We start from the raw sequence: 15269 nt of genomic DNA on the forward strand, positions 1-15269 counted from the left end.
TTCGGTCAAGCTGGATTGGCGGCCGAGTCCCGGATTGTTGAATGGATCTGAGGTTTTTCGTTACCTAGATAGGAGTACCTTTTAGATGGCCGATAGCGTGAAGTCCGTGAGCGGTGACGGTGAGTTCACTGGTCTGAGGGCAGTGTTCCTTAATTGCACCTTGAAGCGTAGTCCCGAGTTGAGCCACACGTCCGGGCTGATCCGTCTGAGTGCTGATTTGATGCGGTCGAAGGGTGTCCATGTCGATATTGTGCGACCGGTCGATCTTCCGGTGGCGACGGGTGTGTACCCGGATATGAGAGATCACGGTTGGGACGAAGACGCCTGGCCGGCCATTTTCGAGAAGATTGAACAGGCAGAGATCCTGGTGCTCGCGGGACCAATCTGGCTTGGGGACAACAGCTCGGTGATGAAACAGATCATTGAACGTCTCTACGCGATGTCAGGGATAACGAACTCTCGGGGGCAGTACGTCTATTACGGGAAGGTGGGCGGTGCCCTGCTGACGGGGAACGAGGACGGCGTCAAGCACTGCGCGATGAATATTCTGTATAGCCTTCAGCACATTGGGGTGGCCATTCCTCCGGCGGCGGATGCTGGCTGGATCGGAGAGGCAGGACCGGGCCCGAGCTATTTGGACGAGGGCTCGGGTGGCCCCGAGAATGACTTCACCAACCGCAACACCACCTTTATGACGTGGAATCTGCTTCATATGGCTCGCCTACTGAAGATGGCTGGGGGTATCCCTGCCCAAGGGAACCTACCTGACGCGTGGAAGGAAGGCGGCAGGTTTGGTCTGGAGGCGAATCCGGAATACCGGTAGCTTCAAGAGTTCGCGAGGACATCACCGCCGCAACAATTCCGGGCAGTCAGACGAGCGAGCCTAGATCTGATCCGACCGATGGGTAGGTGGCTGTTGTTGATTTCAGCTGTCGGGTGGTGAGGCCGTGTTTCATGGCCATGCTGATGGTGTTCGCTAGTTCGGCGTATCCGGTGCCGAAGAGATGCGCGCCGACGATCCGATCCGTTGACTTATCGATCAGGATTTTCGATGCGCTGCTTGTTTCCCCTGTGCGGTAGTTCGAGTACCAACGGCTGGTATCGGTGTAGCGGACGTCAATGTCCAGACCATTGTCCTTAGCCTCGTGTTCGAGCATGCCGAGGCGAACCAGTTCAGGAATTGTAAAAACTGTCGTCGGGGTGGCGGTGTAGTCCGGGATTGTGGTGGTTGATTTGAGCATGTTGGATGCTGCGACTTTGGCCTCGAACACTGCGACTGGGGTCAGCGGCATACCTGGGGTGTCAGCTGAATCACCGGCTGCGTAGACTGCGGGATTGGTGGTGCTCTGGAGATGGCCGGCGACATGAACGCCTTTGGGCCCATAGGCGACGTTGCCTGCTTCGAGGGTCAGTCGGGATAGGTCTGGGGTCCGGCCCGCGCCGTGGACGATGAGGTCGGCTTCAATCGTCGACGGCTTTCCAGCTTGATTTAGGTGTATGTGGAATCCGTTGTCTGTTCTGACGATGCCTGTGACGGTCGTGTTGCGCTGAACTATGACACCTGATTCTGTGCCGCGCGCTATTAGTAGATCAACGAGGTCTGGGTCGAAGTTCTTCAGTGGCCGGGCGCGGCGATCAAGGATGTGTGTGGAGCTTCCGGCTCGGGCGGCGATATGAGCGAATTCGAAGGAGATGAAACCTCCTCCGACGAAAACGATCCGGGGCGGCAGCCGCTGAAGGTTGAGGAAGTCGGTGCTGTCGATGAGATGTTCTGCCCCGGAGAAACCCAGCGGTCGGGGTGCGGCTCCGGTGGCCACAAGAATTTTCGCGGCTTCGTAGGATGCTCCGGCGATGTCGATTCGTGTCGGGGCGGTGAAGGTGGCAGCCCCGTGGAGGGTTTGCACTCCATGTGATTGGAGGTTTTCCTCTATGGTCGCGGGGATCGGTTGGGTGAATCCGTGTTTGTGTTCCATCAGTTCCTGCCAGTTGATGGACATGGTTCCGGGGTTCACCCCTTTACCGCTCATGAGCCGGGCGGCCTCTATTACTTCGGCGCCACGCCTGAGGATTTTTTTGGGATCGCATCCGCGCAGGGCACAGGTACCGCCGTAGGGAAGGGAATCCACGATTGCAACGTTCCACCCATTCGACGCGCATTTGGTCGCGGCGGCGATTCCAGCCATCCCGGCACCAATGACCAGAAGGTCAACATCAGTAGTCATCTCATATCTCTTTCTTGTCTGAAAGGTCGGCCGTAGCCGTAGCGGGTGGTAGCGCTGCCCTGAGCTGGTCGATGGTCGGGGCGCCGGCTGGTCCGTCTGGGGTGAGGTATCGACGGCAGGCCAAACCGACTGGTGTGCCAGGGCCGGCAAAAACGTCGATGTCGTTGATTCGGATGCTCGGCGACCCGTGAAAGCCAGCCCGTTCGGCGTCGTCGGCGGTTTCGATTTTTTGGAGTGAGAGGACGATGTCGGTGCGTTCCTCAGCTAACGCGACGAGTCGTTCGTGGGCGAGGGTCCAGTTGGGGCAGTCATCGAAATACTGCAGGGTGATCTTCATACCTCGACTGTAAACCTTATAGTCAACTATAAGGTCAAGGGTTAGACTAAGGCATGCGTATTGGGGAAATCGGAGCGCTTGCGGGCGTCGATAGTCAGACCATCCGGTTCTATGAGCGTGAGGGTCTCCTGCCGGATCCTCGCCGCGACTCAAACGGCTACCGCAGGTATGATTCCGCGGTTGTGGGTCGTTTGCGGTTCATCCGGTCGGCTCAGGGAGCAGGACTGACGTTGGCTGAGATTTCGAGCACGCTGCGGCTACGCGACGCAGGTGAGGTGCCGTGCGCCCACGTTTCGGCTCTCCTCGAACAGAAACTTGTCGATGTTCAGGTTCGTCAACGCGAACTTGCGGCCTTGTCCGCTGAGCTCAGCGAGCTGATCGAGACGAGTCGGGGCCTTGACCCTGCTGATTGTTTCGACGCGGATGTGTGCCACATCATCACACCGTCGAAGGACATGTAGACCCTGCCGCGAACGGACGGCAGGGTCTACATGGGTTTATGGGGGAGTTAGAGGCTTGGTGCGGCTGGGATGTCCAGGTCGGTTTCCACGAGGTGGTTGAAGTAGTTGGTGAACAGGTTCAGGGCCACGTGGGTGGAGAGTTCCGTGAGTTCGGTGTCGGACCATCCGGCGTCTAGGGCGGTTTGCCAGTCTGCGTCTTTGACGGCTCCCTTGTTTGCGGTGGCCTGGCGGGCCAGTTCCAGGAGAGTCGCGAGTTTGTTGTCGAAGTCGATCTCGCCCTTGCGGATCGCGATGGTCTGATCCTCGGTGAGCCCGGCGGCTTTGGCGCCCATGGTGTGTGCGGACTGGCAGTAGGTGCACTCGTCGACGTTGCCGACGACCAGGGCAATGGCTTCCCGGGTGCGTGCGTCGAACGTGCCGTAGTCGCCGATGACCTGCTGAAGCGCCACGTAGGACTGCAGGACAACGGGGGAGTGGGCCATCGCGCCGTGAATATTGAGGACCTTCCCAAACTGTTTCCCCAGGGCAGCGAGTTCGTTGCGGCTTTCTTCGGGGGCGGTTTCAGGGGTGTGGATGGTAATACGGGTCATGGGTATTCCTTCTTTTGGTGTGATTACAGAAAACGATGAGGTGGCGGGCTGTCGCGGGCACGACAGAAAGTTTGGCGTTGGGGCTGACGTTGCGGTGCCCGAGGGGTTAGAAGGTGGTGCGGGAGATTCGGCGCAGTCCTTCGGCGTCTTCGATGATGATCCGGCCTCGTCCTTGCCTGAGCAATTTTCTAGCGGCGAAGTCAGACATGGTCTTGCTGGTGGCTTCGCGTGTTGCTCCGAGCAGTCCTGCAAGTTGTTCATGAGTGAGTTTCACGGCGACGGAGTGCGTGAACCTGTTGCGGGGGGCGGCGTCGGCGAGTTTGCATAAGGTCGCTGCGGTTCGAGCTGAAAGGGGGCGCAGGGCCATGTCCGTAAGACGTTCTTCCAACCGGGCTACTTGTTCGCCGAGTAGGCGGGAGATTTTCACCGCCAGTTTGGGGTTTGAGAGGAAGTGGTTTTCGACCTCTGCTGCGCTGAGCTGGCACACGGTTGATTCTTCAAGCGCTTCGGCATAGTTGTCGTACATTTGCATGCCTACGAGCAGCATCTCACCGAATACCGCTCCGGGTTCAAGGATTGCGATGGTGAGGGTTGTCCCATCCTCGGCAACCCGGAAAATCCGGATCCGCCCGGCTTTGAGAATGAACAGGGCCTTGATGGGTTGACTCTGGCTGAAGACGAGTTCGCCACTGTGAAAGAGTCGAGGCGGAGACATCCTGTCGAGGGTATCCATGTCCTCGGTCGTGAGGTCAGCGAATAACTCCACGGCGTTGAGGCAGCTGAAGGGCTCCCCGGTTTCGGCCAAAGATTCTCTCTCCCGTTCGTGTGGCGCCCAGGGCGTCGTAGGTTTGCTGGCGGCGGACACAATTGTGGTGGAGCAGGCGGCCTTAAGCCTGGGCGTGGTCATCGGCCGCGCCGGATGATCAGGGCTGCCACTAGTCCCAGAATAAGGCCATAGACTGCGTGCCCCATCAGCGAGGCACCGGATCCTGCGTCGAGGGAGAAAATGGGCATGCCCATCATGGTAGGCATGATCAACAGCGGACCAAGAACCCACCACAGCATGCCGTAGACAAGGCCCACGACGGCGCTGATGATCAAGCCTCTTTTCAGCAATCCAGCACCGGGTATCGTCAGCGTGAGGCCGATCAGGACCGAAATCACCAGATGGACCAGGAAACCGGCGATCGCCGAACTTGACCCGACCAGTGAGGCAATCATGCCCAACATGCCCATCATGGCCATCAGGAACCCAAAAACGATCCCACCAGCAAGACCGCCTAAAGCCCCGGCCATCATTCGGGTGCCAATGGACGGGCCGGTGTCTGTGGATCTTTTCGCCCGTGTCCCGCTATGTGCTGAAGCCATGTCCCTGCCTTCCCTTCGTAGGTACCTACCGAGAATAGACAGGGCAGAACCGAGACTTCTGCAATTCAGGACACAGAGGGCTCAGACGACGAAATAGTGCGCCCAGTTGTTACTGGGTGACGGCCCACCCGGTGGTGTTGACGAGTTGCAACCCGACATGTTGACCTATCCCGATGTCGGGGTCGCCTAAGACTTCGACGGTGAGCGCTGGTGCGAGTCCGTTGGGTCCGGTGGGTTCGTTTGGTCCGTGGCTGGTGACGTGGACTAACGTGTGGGCGCCTAACGATTTGATCCCTGTCACGGTTCCCGCTGCTGGTCCGTCCGCGGGCCCGATGATGCGGATGGCTTCCTGTCGGACGGTGAGGAACGCGGGACCGTCCCTGAGCCCGGGCTGCACGGGGAATCGGCCCAGCGCTGAGTGGTGGACCCCTTGGGCTAGCCTGCCTGGTACGGCGTTGAGGCCTCCCAGAATTCTGTTGACTGCCAGTGTCGCCGGTTGATAGTGCAATTGGGCGACGGGACCGTGTTGCAGGATCCGCCCGCTATCAAGGACCGCGATCGAGTCGGCGATGATTGATGCTTCCCGGCGGTCGTGGGTCACCAGAACATTGTCGGGGCGAGTTCGGTGCGAATATCGTCCATCAGCGAGTACATCTCGTCCCGTAGCCTGGAATCGAGGGAACTGAACGGTTCGTCGAGGAGGAGGATGCGGGGGTTCCTCGCTAGTGCCCGGGCCAGTGCAACGCGCTGTTCCTGCCCGCCGGAAAGCCGTCCCGGTGAGCGGTGCGCGAGGTCTGCCAACTTCACCAGTTCCAGGTACGCCATGGCATGATCCCGGGACGCTTTGCGGGACTGTCCGGCCATTCTGGCGGAAAACGCGACGTTATCGACCACGCTCAGATGGGGGAAGAGCAGCGGTTTCTGGAACACCAGGGCGACGCCACGCTGTTCAGATGGGACACCACTCAGGTTCTCACCATCGACGACCACCTCACCCGAGGATGGATCCTCCAGGCCTGCGGCGATCCTCAGTAGGGTGGATTTCCCGCTGCCGGAGGCGCCGAGTAATGCCACACAGCGTGATGACTGAACGGTCAGGGAAATCTGATGCAGTACTTCAGTGTCACCGAAGGAGCGCGAGATGTCGTTGAATTCGAGGTGGGAGCTCATTGTCGTCTTTTCCTTGCCGCGGGCAGGGTGAGTCCTGCGAGCAGGATCAAGGGAGGGATGATGATGGCCACCGATAGTGCTGTGGTGAGTTGTTCGTTTCCGGTCGTCGAGGCAGCGGATCCCAGCAGCAGAGGCAGGGTGCGTAGTTGTCCTCCACCGATGAGCAAGGTGGAGATGTAGTCGCCCCAGCCGACAAGGAAGGCCAGGAAAAAGGCGCGGGCGGCTGCGCTGGCAAGCAGGGGGTAACGGACATGGCGGGTGGCCTGTCCGGGGGAGGCGCCCAGTGAGCGGGCCACCTCCTCGAAGCGGTGGTCGTAGCTTGCCAGGGCGCTGCGGAACATGAAGGCCGTGTAGGGCAGTGCCGTCACTACCAGGACCAGGGTCACCCCTAGTGTCGGTGACACGTAGAGCCGCAGGAGAGCAATGTTCACGCCCATCACCAAAGCGAACGGTGGGATAGCTAACGGGACCAGGAGAACAAACTCGACGAAGCGGCTAGGGATGGCAGGTAAGGCGCGTACGGCGAGTGCTCCCAGGTAGCCCAGCGGTGTCGCGATCACGGCCACTCCCAGCCCCAGCGAAAGCGAAGACACGGCAGCCCGGGCAGTGTCTGCGGTGGCGAGGTCGGCGAACCCTTGCAACGAGTACGACGACGGCAGGACGGTCGGGGCACGCCATTGACCGGCGACCGACCACAAAAGTACCGGCACCATCGGCGCCACGATCCACGCTACGAGCAAGCAACCCAGGATGACCCGCATGGGGAACCCGCCGGGCAGGGTGCGGCGCATCGATGGTGACGCTGGCTGCAGGACGGGAATCATCGCAAGCTCCGATGACGGCGAAGTACCAGGATCGCCGTGCTGATCACGGCTACACTGACGGCCACGGATACCAGGGCGGTCACCATAGCCTGCGGACGGGCAGCGAGATCGACGGAGGTGAACAACCTGACGGCTCGGACCGGAAGCGGTTCGGGGGTGGTGGGTCCGAGCAGCCACGCGGCTTCGTACGAGCCGAGGGTGTACACGAAGACGATGGCGGCAGAAACTGCTAGCGATGGCACCGCGAGGGGCAGGACCACCCGGATGATACGCTGACCCGCGAACGCGCCGAGAGTGGCCGCCGCGTCGCAGAGGTCTCCGACGGAGCGCGAAATGCTGCCGAGGACGACCAGGGCTACGAATGCGGACTCTTTCCACGCGTACTCGGCGATGACGGCCACGAACCACGGCCCGGAAACCAGTGCTGGGAATGCGTCGGGCATCCCGAGTAGTCGTTCAAGGAATCCGCTGTCAGAGAGCAGCAGCCCGATAGCCCCTGCCCCGATCACATGCGGAATAGGAATCGTTGCGGCACTCAAAGTCTCAACTATCCGACCCGTTCTGGGCATGGCGAGCACATAGGCGGCAAGCACAAAGCCCACCACCAAGGAGAGCAGAGTGGAAACCGCAGCAATGTAAAGGGAGATAGCGCTCGAACGGACCAGCTCGTCAGCATCACCGGCCCACGCGTCCGCGCTGAACTGGGGAGGACCGAAAAAGGGCATCAGTCCGACGCTTTGCAACCCTGCTGCGGTCAGCGATACCCCAACAACGACGACGATGGGGACTACCGCCGGCAGGGCCAGGAGGGCAGCCCGTCCCTTGACCGGCGCCCGCCTCCCGGCCGTGGAGCTGAAGCGACGTCTTGCCGCCACGCCTCATTCAGAGCCGGCACCCATTCGGAAGCCAACTCACCGTGAGCATTGCGTGAGAGTTCCTCATAATCCGGGACGATCGGCGATTCCGGTAGCTGGTCGAAGAGGCTTCGTTGGGTTGGGGTGAGAAGATCCGTGTCCAGGACGGTGAACTGCCCCCACGTTCCCGGATCTGCCTTCGCGGCCTGCTGTTCGGGCGATAGGGCAATGTTGGCGACCACCATGGCCCCCGCGGCATCCGCGGCGTTCACCGGCAACGCGAGGAAGCTCGCATTACCCACAGTGCCCTCCTCCAGGGTGAGAACCTTGGTCGACGGAGGTAAAGCTCCCGATTCGACCAGATCGGTGAGAGTGGCAGGGCCGTAGGTCATGGCGATGTCCACTTCGCCGTCGGCGGAGAGAGTGTTCAGCGCCTGCTCGTCCCGGGGGTAGGTGGCACCTTCCCTCCAGAGCGACGGCTTAAGCTCCGTGAGGGCTTGTAGCGCTGCGGGCGCGTGCTCGGCAAACGCTTCGTCGGAGTAGGTGAGCGGCACCTGGACGGCTCCGCCGGCGGTGCTGAGCATGACCTCGCGCAGGAAGACGCTGCCGGTGAAGTCCGGCGGTCCCGGATAGGTGAACCTGCCCGGATGCGCTTGGGCCCAGTCAAGGATGCCCTGAAGAGACGTGGGTGGGTCGGTGATGGCGTCCGAGTTGTAGAAGAACGTGAACTGTGCTTTATGCCAGGGAGCTTCGCAGCCGTCCACGGGGGTGCCGAAATCGTTTAGAAGCAGGCTTCCGCCTGTTTGCCGGTACTGAACGTGGAACCGTTGGCCCAGATCAGGTCCACCGGGCCGTCGGCACGGCCGGCCTGGAGCTCGCTCAATACCCGGTTCAGCGCGTCGGGGGCGTCAGCGACAGGAACGCGGCGCAGTGTGACTCCCCGGTCCTGGGCGGCGGGCGCCAGAAGGTCATCGACGTAGGCGTTGCCTTTCGCATCTCCTCCGAACATCCACAGATCCACGGTCTGACCATCTGCCGCGGCGAGAACCTCGTCGAAGGTTCCAAAATCCTCGGCGGGCTCAACGCTGGCGCCTGAACAACCTGTCAGTACTAGCGCGAGAATCGCGGCAACAGGCAGAAGAGAACGCCAACGTGCCGGGCTGAGAGATGGGTGCACGGGGGATCCTTCGAAGGTCGGGTCTGCAGCTTCAAGTATCCTCGATAGCGGACCGACGCCCGAACCGGTACCTGAGCAGCGGATTGCGGAAAACTATGCGGCGAGAACATGTGCACGGCCAACCCCGGTCTGCGAAACCGATCCGCAAGCTCCTGATTTTAGTTACCGTCATTATCGGGGCAACCATCGTTGTTCTCTTCGTGCCGATCCTGCCCGTGAACGAGATGCGCGATCTGGTAGACCGTGCCGGCTGGTGGGGGCCGGTGGGATTCATGGCCGGGTACGCAGCCCTGACCCTTGCACCGCTTCCCAAGAACATCCTCTCCATCGCGGCCGGCATTTTGTTCGGTTTCGGGCCGGGACTGGTGATCGTCTACTGTGCCGCGATGGCCGGAGCATCCGCCGCGTTCTGGCTGGGGCGCGCGCTGGGCAGGGACGCGGTCGAAAGGCTCACCGGCACCCGCATTGCCAAAGTTGATGCACTTCTGGCCAAACGGGGATTCGCGGCCGTCATCGGGGTCCGGCTGATCCCGGTGCTGCCATTCACCGCGATCAACTACTCTGCAGGACTGACAGCGCTCGGATGGTGGCCCTACTTCCTTGGAACGATGATCGGGATTCTTCCCGGGACGGTGAGTTTCCTGGCGTTGGGAGCGTTTGGTCTCGAACTGGGCTGGCCAGCCCAACTGGCAGTGGCGGTTCTGGGCGGACTGACCCTCGCCGGAGTCATGCTCGCCGTCCGATCCCGACGAAAAACAAGGAGCACAAATGTTTGATACCCGGCTACGGCCGCTCCTGGCGCCTCTGCTGAACCGTGCGGCAGCAGCCCTGGATGTGCCATGGATTAGCCCGAACCGGTTGACCGGACTGAACCTTCTGCTCGGATTAGCATCCGCAGGATTCGCCGCAGTCCAATGGTGGTTACCCGCCTTCATCGCCTGGGCGCTGTGCCGGCTCGCGGACGGCCTGGACGGACCGCTAGCCCGACGCCGGGCCAAACAATCGGGTTCTGGGCACGACTCGGGGCAGGGCGGGTTCTGGGACATCTCCGCCGATTTCTTCGTGTACGGCGCGACCGTCATCGGCGTAGCAGTAGGCGTAACTGCAGAGTTCGGAGCCCCCTGGCTCCCATTTCTTCTGGTTTTGTTCGCCTATTACATCAACGGCAGCGTGTTTCTGGCATTCTCTTCCATCGCTGAGAAGAATGGGCGCCAGATCGACGATGGACGGTCGTTATCCTTCCTCGGCGGGCTCGCGGAAGGAGCCGAAACCGTCCTAATCCATAGTTTGTGGCTGCTCTTCCCAGCCGCTGCCTGGCACATTGCCTCGGTGTGGGCGGCCCTGGTCATGATCAGTGCGGCACAACGAATCTTCGCTGGCTACCGAGCCCTCGCCTGATAGAACTCGACACGTGCCGCTGCTACTGCGCGTTCCTTTGACGTTTCAACCGGTCGGTTCGCCACCGGTTCAGACCAGCCAGGGCTTTGACAGCGACCCTCGCAGCCGGTGATTCCAGCCCTGACCGGGCATGGGCTACTGCCGCATTCCACAACGCATCGTTGTAAGTCGGGTAAGGGTGCGTGACGCCCGACAGGGCGCGGGTGCTGAGCCCTTGGTCCACGGCGAGCGTGAGTTCTGCCAGGGACTCTCCGGCCCTCGGGCCGACGATCGTTCCGCCCACGATGCGCCCGCCCTTGCCGATGATGATCCGTGTGAACCCATTGGTCTGGTTTTCAGTGATCGCCCGGTCGGTGTGAGCGTGTTGGATGGTTGATGTTGTATGCGTTTTCGTGCGGGCCTCGGTGACGCCGACGGCGGCGACTTCAGGGGAGGTGAACGTGACCCGAGGAATGACTTTACTGACTTTCCATCGGAGTCCAAGGATCGCGTTGGAGGCAGCTGTGCTGGCGTGCACCCCGGCAAGGTGGGTGAACTCCGGGTACGCGGTGACATCGCCGGCGGCCCAAATAGTCGGATTTGATGACCGCATTGCTTCGTCGACCACCACCTGGCCGGATCCATCGCAGTCCACTCCGACCAGGTCAAGGCCCAGACCCCGCGTCCTGGCCTTCCTTCCCGTCGCGGCGAGGATGACGTCCGCAGGGTATTCTTGGCCGTCCTTGGTGTGGACCACGGTTCTGGTGCCGTCGTTGTCGTTGCTGATCCGGTCCACGGCGGCGTTCTCGATCACCTGCACGCCGTCGGACCGCAGACTGTCACGGACGAGGGCCGCTGCGTCGCGGTCTTCCTTGGGCAGGATCGCGGAGCGGGCGAGGATCACCACCTGTGAGCCGAGCCGGGCGAACGCCTGCCCCAGCTCACACGCGATCGGGCCGCCTCCGATAATCACCAGGCGCTCCGGAAGGGTCTCCAGGTCCCAGATGGTCTCCGACGTGACGACCAGTGGTGCGTCATCTAGTCCAGGAATAGGGGGAAGTGTTGGTGCGCTGCCGGTGGCGATGAGAGCCTGCCGGAAGCGGATTTTCCTGCCGTCAACAGTGGCTTCACCTGGGCCGGTGAAGCGGGCGCTGCCTGACATGACAGTGACGCCTGCCGATTCGAGGGCTGCCGGGGAATCTTCTGGTTCAATCGCGGCGATGGCGCTCGAGATGCGTTGACGGACGGCAGCAAAATCAGTGCTGCTGCCGGAAAGGGACCGCTCCGTGGCTGAGGTTCCGGCCGCGGAGAGGAGCGTTTTTGACGGTACGCAACCGGTCCAAAGGCAGTCCCCACCAGTTCGGGCGTATTCCACCAACACCGTGCGGGCACCCAGACGAGCAGCCGTTTTCGCCCCCACAATGCCCGCGGTTCCGCCCCCGATGACCAACAAATCAATTACTTCGGTGCTGTCTTCCACAAGGCTGCCCTTTCGATGTGTCGGCCCGGTTCCCTCTTAGCCTAGGCTGTTCTCACCATCAACTCCGCGGGGCGCGGAACCACGACTTGCCATGGAGTGATCCCGATCGCCGGTAAATACAGCACCTTCGCACCGTTTTACGATGTGATGTCCGGCGAATACCCGGTCTATCGGGCCGGCCGTGAGACCGGCATCAAAATGCTCCGCCAACCCTCCGGCGCCCAGGTGCTCGACGTCGGTTGCGGTACCGGGCTGAACTTCAGTCTCCTCCAGAGCCAGATCGCCCCGGGTGGCACCATCGTCGGAATCGACCGCAGCCCAGAAATGCTTGTCCAGGCCCGCCGGCGGGCGGAGCGCAACGGATGGACCAACGTCATCCTCATCCAGGCCGACGCAACCGAACTTTCGCCCACCGACATCGGCTCCCGGATCGCAGCCCAGGGTGGCCGGGCACACTCCGACGCTATCCTGGCCACCTACGCGCTGTCCCTCATGAAGGACTGGGAAACGGCGTGGGCCAACATGGTCTCGCTCGCTGCTCCCGGGGCGTCCCTATGCGTGGTGGACATGCAAAAACCAGTAGGCCTTTCCGCAGCCCTGACGCTTTTGGCTAAAGCGGCATGCTGGCTCGGCGGATCCGACATCGACGCCCACCCCTGGACGGCCGTGGAGCGGGACTGCGCCGACGTCAAGGCGGCCTCCGCCCGTGGCGGACACCTGCAAATCCGTACCGGAACGCGCAACACAGACGCCTAACCGCAACCCGCAGGAGCGTATGGTTGTGGCACTGGGATGCGACGCTGGGACTGCAACAAAGTGCCGGCCCAAGGGTAGGCAGGACACGCACTCAACACAGTGAAGTGATTTCAGGTGAAGGAATTAGCTCATGTTTTCGGATTTCCTCAGGGAACTGGAATTACGCACCCGACCCGTACACCCGGAGTCCCGGGCCGCGATGCAGGCTCGCTGGGATGCTCTCCCTGACCACGTCAGAACCCCGAACCAGTTGCTGGGACGTGGGGCCGTTGGATGCGAAGGGACTCACGGGGTTTTCCCAAATGTAATCTGACCTGTTCACCCTGCTACCACTCGGCGGAGGCTAACCAGGTCCGTGTGGATGGACCTCATACCCTTCGCGAGGTGGCCCGGCAGATGGAGTATCTTCGCAGTGTCCGCGGTCCCCGCGCCCATGCGCAGCTCATCGGTGGTGAGGTGAGCCTCCTGGATCCGAACGACCACGCCGCGGCGCTGGAGGCGATGCGAGCCAACGGCCGTGAACCCATGTCTATGACCCACGGCGATTTTGATTATGCCTATCTGCTGGCCGTGGTCCTCGGCCCCGACGGGATGCCGCGCTTCGACCGGGTGTCCTTCGCCGCTCATTTTGATTCTTTGATGAGGGGACGACGCGGCGCCGTCCGGCCAGGCAGCGAAGCCGAACTGGAACCCTTCCGACTGAAGTTCACGGAAATGTTCATTGATCTCCGCCGGGACTATGGTGTGGAGTCCTATCTCGCCCACAACATGACCGTGACCCCGTCGAACCTGGGCGAAGTGGCTCAGGTGACCGCATCGGTGCTACCGATGCCCTACAAGATGCTTTCTTTCCAGCCTGCTGCTTTCATGGGGGACGACCGCCACTGGAAGGAGGACTTCGACGAGGTCAGTATCGACGACGTGTGGGAGCAGATTGAACAGGGAGCCGGGCAGAAACTGCCCTGGCAGGGCACCCAGTTCGGTGACCCGCGATGCAACCGCTATGCGACCGGAATATCGGCTGAGGGCACTTTTGCGGTCGTCATTGACCCGGCAGACCCAGCAGATATTGCCGCACGAGACCGTCTGCTCAACCACCACAGCGGCATGTTTTTCGGAGGCCAACCGCGACCGGTCCTTGCAGTGCGTGTCCTGCGTGCAGCACTGCGACACCCTGGCGACGTGGCTGTTCTCGCCGGGCTCGGTCGGCGCGTTATCAAACGAGCCGGAGGAATCCGGGCGGTGTGGCGTGCGTGGCGGAGCGAAAGTCTCGGCGTCAAAACCTTCGTTGTGCATAACTTCATGGACTCCGAGGTCGTCGCGCCCGCGTGGGCGCTCATGGAACAAGGTGAAGTCAGCGGCGACCCCGCTGTCCGCGAAGCCCAGGAACGGCTCGGAGCCTGCATGTACACCATGGCCCACCCGCAGACGGGCCAGCTCGTGCCCGCCTGCACCCAACATTCCGTCCTGGACCCCGCCGAAAACAGGGAACTACGGACTTGCTCCCTCTAAGAGTCAGAAACGGGTGACCACCCGCCCCATGACATCTAGTGAGGATCCACGGTGTCCGCGTCGAAGTGAATCATTCCCACGGACGTGACGTGCACTTGTAGCAAGGCCAAGACGGTGCGTCCCTTCTCGGTGTTGGGGAAAACCTCGGTGTGATCGCTCAGAGAGTCCCATCCCACCCGAAGCAAATAGATGTCGGGCTGGTCGACGCTGGGATGCAGGTCTACCGACCGGCACCCCTGAACCCCCAGGAGGTTCTCCCGGATAGCGGGATACGTCGCACGGAATTCTTCATGCCCGTCGGGACGGATAGTGAGTTGAGCATGTTCATAAATCATGTACTGGTCCTGCCTGTCGTGTGATTGGTGTGTCTCACCAGCTAGCTGCCAACTCGGGATTTGCTCTCCACGAGACCATCACGGATGGCCTGCATGTCGAGTGCTCTCACATCGGTGATGACTTGTTCCAGGGCGGCCGCGTCGATCGCTCCTGGCTGTGAGAAGACCAGCACCTTGTCACGGAAAGCCATCAAGGTGGGTATGGAGCTGATGCCAGCCTGCGCGGCAAGTGTTTGTTCGGCTTCCGTGTCGACTTTCGCGAATGCAACATCCGGGTGTTTGTCGGACGCTGCACTGTAGGTGGGGGCGAACATGCGGCAGGGTGCACACCAGCCGGCCCAGAAGTCGATCAGGACGATCTCATTGGTGTCGAGGACTGATTCGAAGGTCTTGCTGGTGATGTCAATGGTTGCCATCGGATTACTCCTTATAGTGAACGGGGTCTGGAGAGGAAATGCTGCCAGGGCGTCGCCAAGTTCAGGCGGAGATAGCAGCCAGGGCCTCGTGGGTGGTCATCACGGCGCCCGCGATGTAGTTAAAATTGGTGATCGCGGCGGCATACCCGTCTCCCAACTCGGGGTGCTGCGCGGCCGCTGTGGCGTCAGAGACCACAGCCACGTCGAACCCCTGCTCCAACAGTTCCCGTAGGTGGCTTTCGACGCAGAGGTTGGCCGACATTCCCGCGAGGATTACTTTGCTGATCCCACGCTTACGCAATTGCAGTACCAGGTCGTTTTGTTCGGGTCCGTACACCTTATGAGGACTGCACACGACGGTCTTTCCATCCTGAATGTATGGCTTGTACT

The 15269-nt window shown here is 61.4% G+C and carries 21 protein-coding genes; 6 read left to right on the top strand and 15 right to left on the bottom strand.

What is annotated here, in order from left to right; translation table 11 throughout:
* Nucleotides 1-85 precede the first annotated feature (85 nt).
* Nucleotides 86-823: a flavodoxin family protein gene (locus Y708_RS0115200; protein ID WP_028280584.1), complete on the top strand. Its 738-nt coding sequence runs from the start codon at nt 86-88 to the stop codon at nt 821-823.
* 46 nt (nt 824-869) lie between these two features.
* Here the strand turns inward: Y708_RS0115200 and Y708_RS0115205 are convergent, their stop codons facing one another.
* Nucleotides 870-2222, bottom strand: coding sequence for a dihydrolipoyl dehydrogenase family protein (locus Y708_RS0115205; protein WP_028280585.1), 1353 nt, complete (start codon nt 2220-2222; stop codon nt 870-872).
* Between the two features lies 1 nt (nt 2223).
* The gene (locus Y708_RS0115210) at nt 2224-2559 is read right to left on the bottom strand and encodes an alkylmercury lyase (protein WP_028280586.1); all 336 of its coding nucleotides are present in this window, start codon (nt 2557-2559) and stop codon (nt 2224-2226) included.
* A 53-nt stretch (nt 2560-2612) separates the two neighbouring features.
* Here Y708_RS0115210 and Y708_RS0115215 point away from each other — a divergent pair, with 53 nt between their 5' ends.
* Nucleotides 2613-3020, top strand: a complete 408-nt coding sequence (locus Y708_RS0115215; RefSeq protein ID WP_028280587.1) for a heavy metal-responsive transcriptional regulator — start codon at nt 2613-2615, stop codon at nt 3018-3020.
* A 47-nt stretch (nt 3021-3067) separates the two neighbouring features.
* Here Y708_RS0115215 and Y708_RS0115220 read toward each other — a convergent pair whose 3' ends face one another.
* The 9 genes from Y708_RS0115220 to Y708_RS30475 form a co-directional block, all read right to left on the bottom strand.
* Nucleotides 3068-3610, bottom strand: a complete 543-nt coding sequence (locus Y708_RS0115220) for a carboxymuconolactone decarboxylase family protein (protein ID WP_028280588.1) — start codon at nt 3608-3610, stop codon at nt 3068-3070.
* 106 nt (nt 3611-3716) lie between these two features.
* Nucleotides 3717-4517, bottom strand: a complete 801-nt coding sequence (locus Y708_RS0115225) for a Crp/Fnr family transcriptional regulator (RefSeq protein WP_028280589.1) — start codon at nt 4515-4517, stop codon at nt 3717-3719.
* On the bottom strand, nt 4514-4978 hold the full coding sequence (locus Y708_RS0115230) for a hypothetical protein (protein WP_253905840.1): 465 nt from the start codon (nt 4976-4978) through the stop codon (nt 4514-4516). Before Y708_RS0115230 ends, Y708_RS0115225 begins: the two co-directional genes overlap by 4 nt.
* A gap of 109 nt (nt 4979-5087) precedes the next feature.
* A complete protein-coding gene (locus tag Y708_RS27635) occupies nt 5088-5579 on the bottom strand; it encodes a TOBE domain-containing protein (RefSeq protein WP_051479043.1) in 492 nt (163 codons plus the stop codon).
* Nucleotides 5576-6148 carry an ABC transporter ATP-binding protein gene (locus Y708_RS25480; protein WP_051479044.1) on the bottom strand — a complete coding sequence of 191 codons (573 nt, stop codon included), beginning with the start codon at nt 6146-6148 and terminating at the stop codon, nt 5576-5578. The genes Y708_RS27635 and Y708_RS25480 overlap by 4 nt, the downstream gene beginning before the upstream one ends.
* Nucleotides 6145-6972, bottom strand: a complete 828-nt coding sequence (locus Y708_RS25485; protein ID WP_081746866.1) for an ABC transporter permease — start codon at nt 6970-6972, stop codon at nt 6145-6147. The genes Y708_RS25480 and Y708_RS25485 overlap by 4 nt, the downstream gene beginning before the upstream one ends.
* A complete protein-coding gene (locus tag Y708_RS0115245) occupies nt 6969-7847 on the bottom strand; it encodes an ABC transporter permease family protein (protein ID WP_253905841.1) in 879 nt (292 codons plus the stop codon). The genes Y708_RS25485 and Y708_RS0115245 overlap by 4 nt, the downstream gene beginning before the upstream one ends.
* On the bottom strand, nt 7760-8710 hold the full coding sequence (locus Y708_RS25490) for an ABC transporter substrate-binding protein (protein WP_343212981.1): 951 nt from the start codon (nt 8708-8710) through the stop codon (nt 7760-7762). The genes Y708_RS0115245 and Y708_RS25490 overlap by 88 nt, the downstream gene beginning before the upstream one ends.
* Nucleotides 8608-9003 (bottom strand): type 2 periplasmic-binding domain-containing protein, encoded by a 396-nt coding sequence (locus tag Y708_RS30475; RefSeq protein ID WP_216699808.1) that lies wholly within the window; start codon nt 9001-9003, stop codon nt 8608-8610. The genes Y708_RS25490 and Y708_RS30475 overlap by 103 nt, the downstream gene beginning before the upstream one ends.
* A 95-nt stretch (nt 9004-9098) precedes the next feature.
* On the opposite strand from Y708_RS30475, the gene Y708_RS25495 reads away from it, so the two are divergent.
* Nucleotides 9099-9779, top strand: a complete 681-nt coding sequence (locus Y708_RS25495; protein ID WP_051479045.1) for a TVP38/TMEM64 family protein — start codon at nt 9099-9101, stop codon at nt 9777-9779.
* Nucleotides 9772-10401, top strand: coding sequence for a CDP-alcohol phosphatidyltransferase family protein (locus Y708_RS0115260; RefSeq protein ID WP_028280592.1), 630 nt, complete (start codon nt 9772-9774; stop codon nt 10399-10401). The genes Y708_RS25495 and Y708_RS0115260 overlap by 8 nt, the downstream gene beginning before the upstream one ends.
* 22 nt (nt 10402-10423) lie before the next feature.
* On the opposite strand, the gene Y708_RS0115265 is transcribed toward Y708_RS0115260, so the two are convergent.
* On the bottom strand, nt 10424-11860 hold the full coding sequence (locus Y708_RS0115265) for a dihydrolipoyl dehydrogenase family protein (protein ID WP_028280593.1): 1437 nt from the start codon (nt 11858-11860) through the stop codon (nt 10424-10426).
* 96 nt (nt 11861-11956) lie between these two features.
* On the opposite strand from Y708_RS0115265, the gene Y708_RS0115270 reads away from it, so the two are divergent.
* The gene (locus tag Y708_RS0115270; protein WP_216699809.1) at nt 11957-12616 is read left to right on the top strand and encodes a class I SAM-dependent methyltransferase; all 660 of its coding nucleotides are present in this window, start codon (nt 11957-11959) and stop codon (nt 12614-12616) included.
* 384 nt (nt 12617-13000) lie between these two features.
* Nucleotides 13001-14128 carry a hypothetical protein gene (locus Y708_RS25500; protein WP_216699810.1) on the top strand — a complete coding sequence of 376 codons (1128 nt, stop codon included), beginning with the start codon at nt 13001-13003 and terminating at the stop codon, nt 14126-14128.
* Between the two features lie 35 nt (nt 14129-14163).
* Here Y708_RS25500 and Y708_RS0115280 read toward each other — a convergent pair whose 3' ends face one another.
* From Y708_RS0115280 to Y708_RS25505, 3 genes are all read right to left on the bottom strand, one after another.
* Nucleotides 14164-14463 carry an antibiotic biosynthesis monooxygenase family protein gene (locus Y708_RS0115280; protein ID WP_028280595.1) on the bottom strand — a complete coding sequence of 100 codons (300 nt, stop codon included), beginning with the start codon at nt 14461-14463 and terminating at the stop codon, nt 14164-14166.
* A 41-nt stretch (nt 14464-14504) separates the two neighbouring features.
* The gene (locus tag Y708_RS0115285) at nt 14505-14879 is read right to left on the bottom strand and encodes a thioredoxin family protein (RefSeq protein ID WP_028280596.1); all 375 of its coding nucleotides are present in this window, start codon (nt 14877-14879) and stop codon (nt 14505-14507) included.
* 61 nt (nt 14880-14940) lie between these two features.
* Nucleotides 14941-15269 (bottom strand): isochorismatase family protein (locus Y708_RS25505; RefSeq protein ID WP_035776561.1); only part of this gene is annotated, 329 nt, incomplete at its 5' end.

Origin of the sequence: Arthrobacter sp. H5 (assembly GCF_000520595.1) — a bacterium.
In the GTDB taxonomy this organism is placed as follows: Bacteria; Actinomycetota; Actinomycetes; order Actinomycetales; family Micrococcaceae; genus Arthrobacter_D.

Bases quoted from the DNA above. Each gene is read 5' to 3' on its own strand.
- Y708_RS25485 (WP_081746866.1), bottom strand. From the start codon at position 6,972: ATGATTCCCGTCCTGCAGCCAGCGTCACCATCGATGCGCCGCACCCTG.
- Y708_RS0115225 (WP_028280589.1), bottom strand. From the start codon at position 4,517: ATGACCACGCCCAGGCTTAAGGCCGCCTGCTCCACCACAATTGTGTCC.
- Y708_RS25495 (WP_051479045.1), top strand. From the start codon at position 9,099: ATGCGGCGAGAACATGTGCACGGCCAACCCCGGTCTGCGAAACCGATC.
- Y708_RS0115200 (WP_028280584.1), top strand. From the start codon at position 86: ATGGCCGATAGCGTGAAGTCCGTGAGCGGTGACGGTGAGTTCACTGGT.
- Y708_RS0115260 (WP_028280592.1), top strand. From the start codon at position 9,772: ATGTTTGATACCCGGCTACGGCCGCTCCTGGCGCCTCTGCTGAACCGT.
- Y708_RS0115285 (WP_028280596.1), bottom strand. From the start codon at position 14,879: ATGGCAACCATTGACATCACCAGCAAGACCTTCGAATCAGTCCTCGAC.
- Y708_RS0115215 (WP_028280587.1), top strand. From the start codon at position 2,613: ATGCGTATTGGGGAAATCGGAGCGCTTGCGGGCGTCGATAGTCAGACC.
- Y708_RS0115280 (WP_028280595.1), bottom strand. From the start codon at position 14,463: ATGATTTATGAACATGCTCAACTCACTATCCGTCCCGACGGGCATGAA.
- Y708_RS0115210 (WP_028280586.1), bottom strand. From the start codon at position 2,559: ATGAAGATCACCCTGCAGTATTTCGATGACTGCCCCAACTGGACCCTC.
- Y708_RS0115230 (WP_253905840.1), bottom strand. From the start codon at position 4,978: ATGGCTTCAGCACATAGCGGGACACGGGCGAAAAGATCCACAGACACC.
- Y708_RS0115220 (WP_028280588.1), bottom strand. From the start codon at position 3,610: ATGACCCGTATTACCATCCACACCCCTGAAACCGCCCCCGAAGAAAGC.
- Y708_RS25480 (WP_051479044.1), bottom strand. From the start codon at position 6,148: ATGAGCTCCCACCTCGAATTCAACGACATCTCGCGCTCCTTCGGTGAC.
- Y708_RS0115205 (WP_028280585.1), bottom strand. From the start codon at position 2,222: ATGACTACTGATGTTGACCTTCTGGTCATTGGTGCCGGGATGGCTGGA.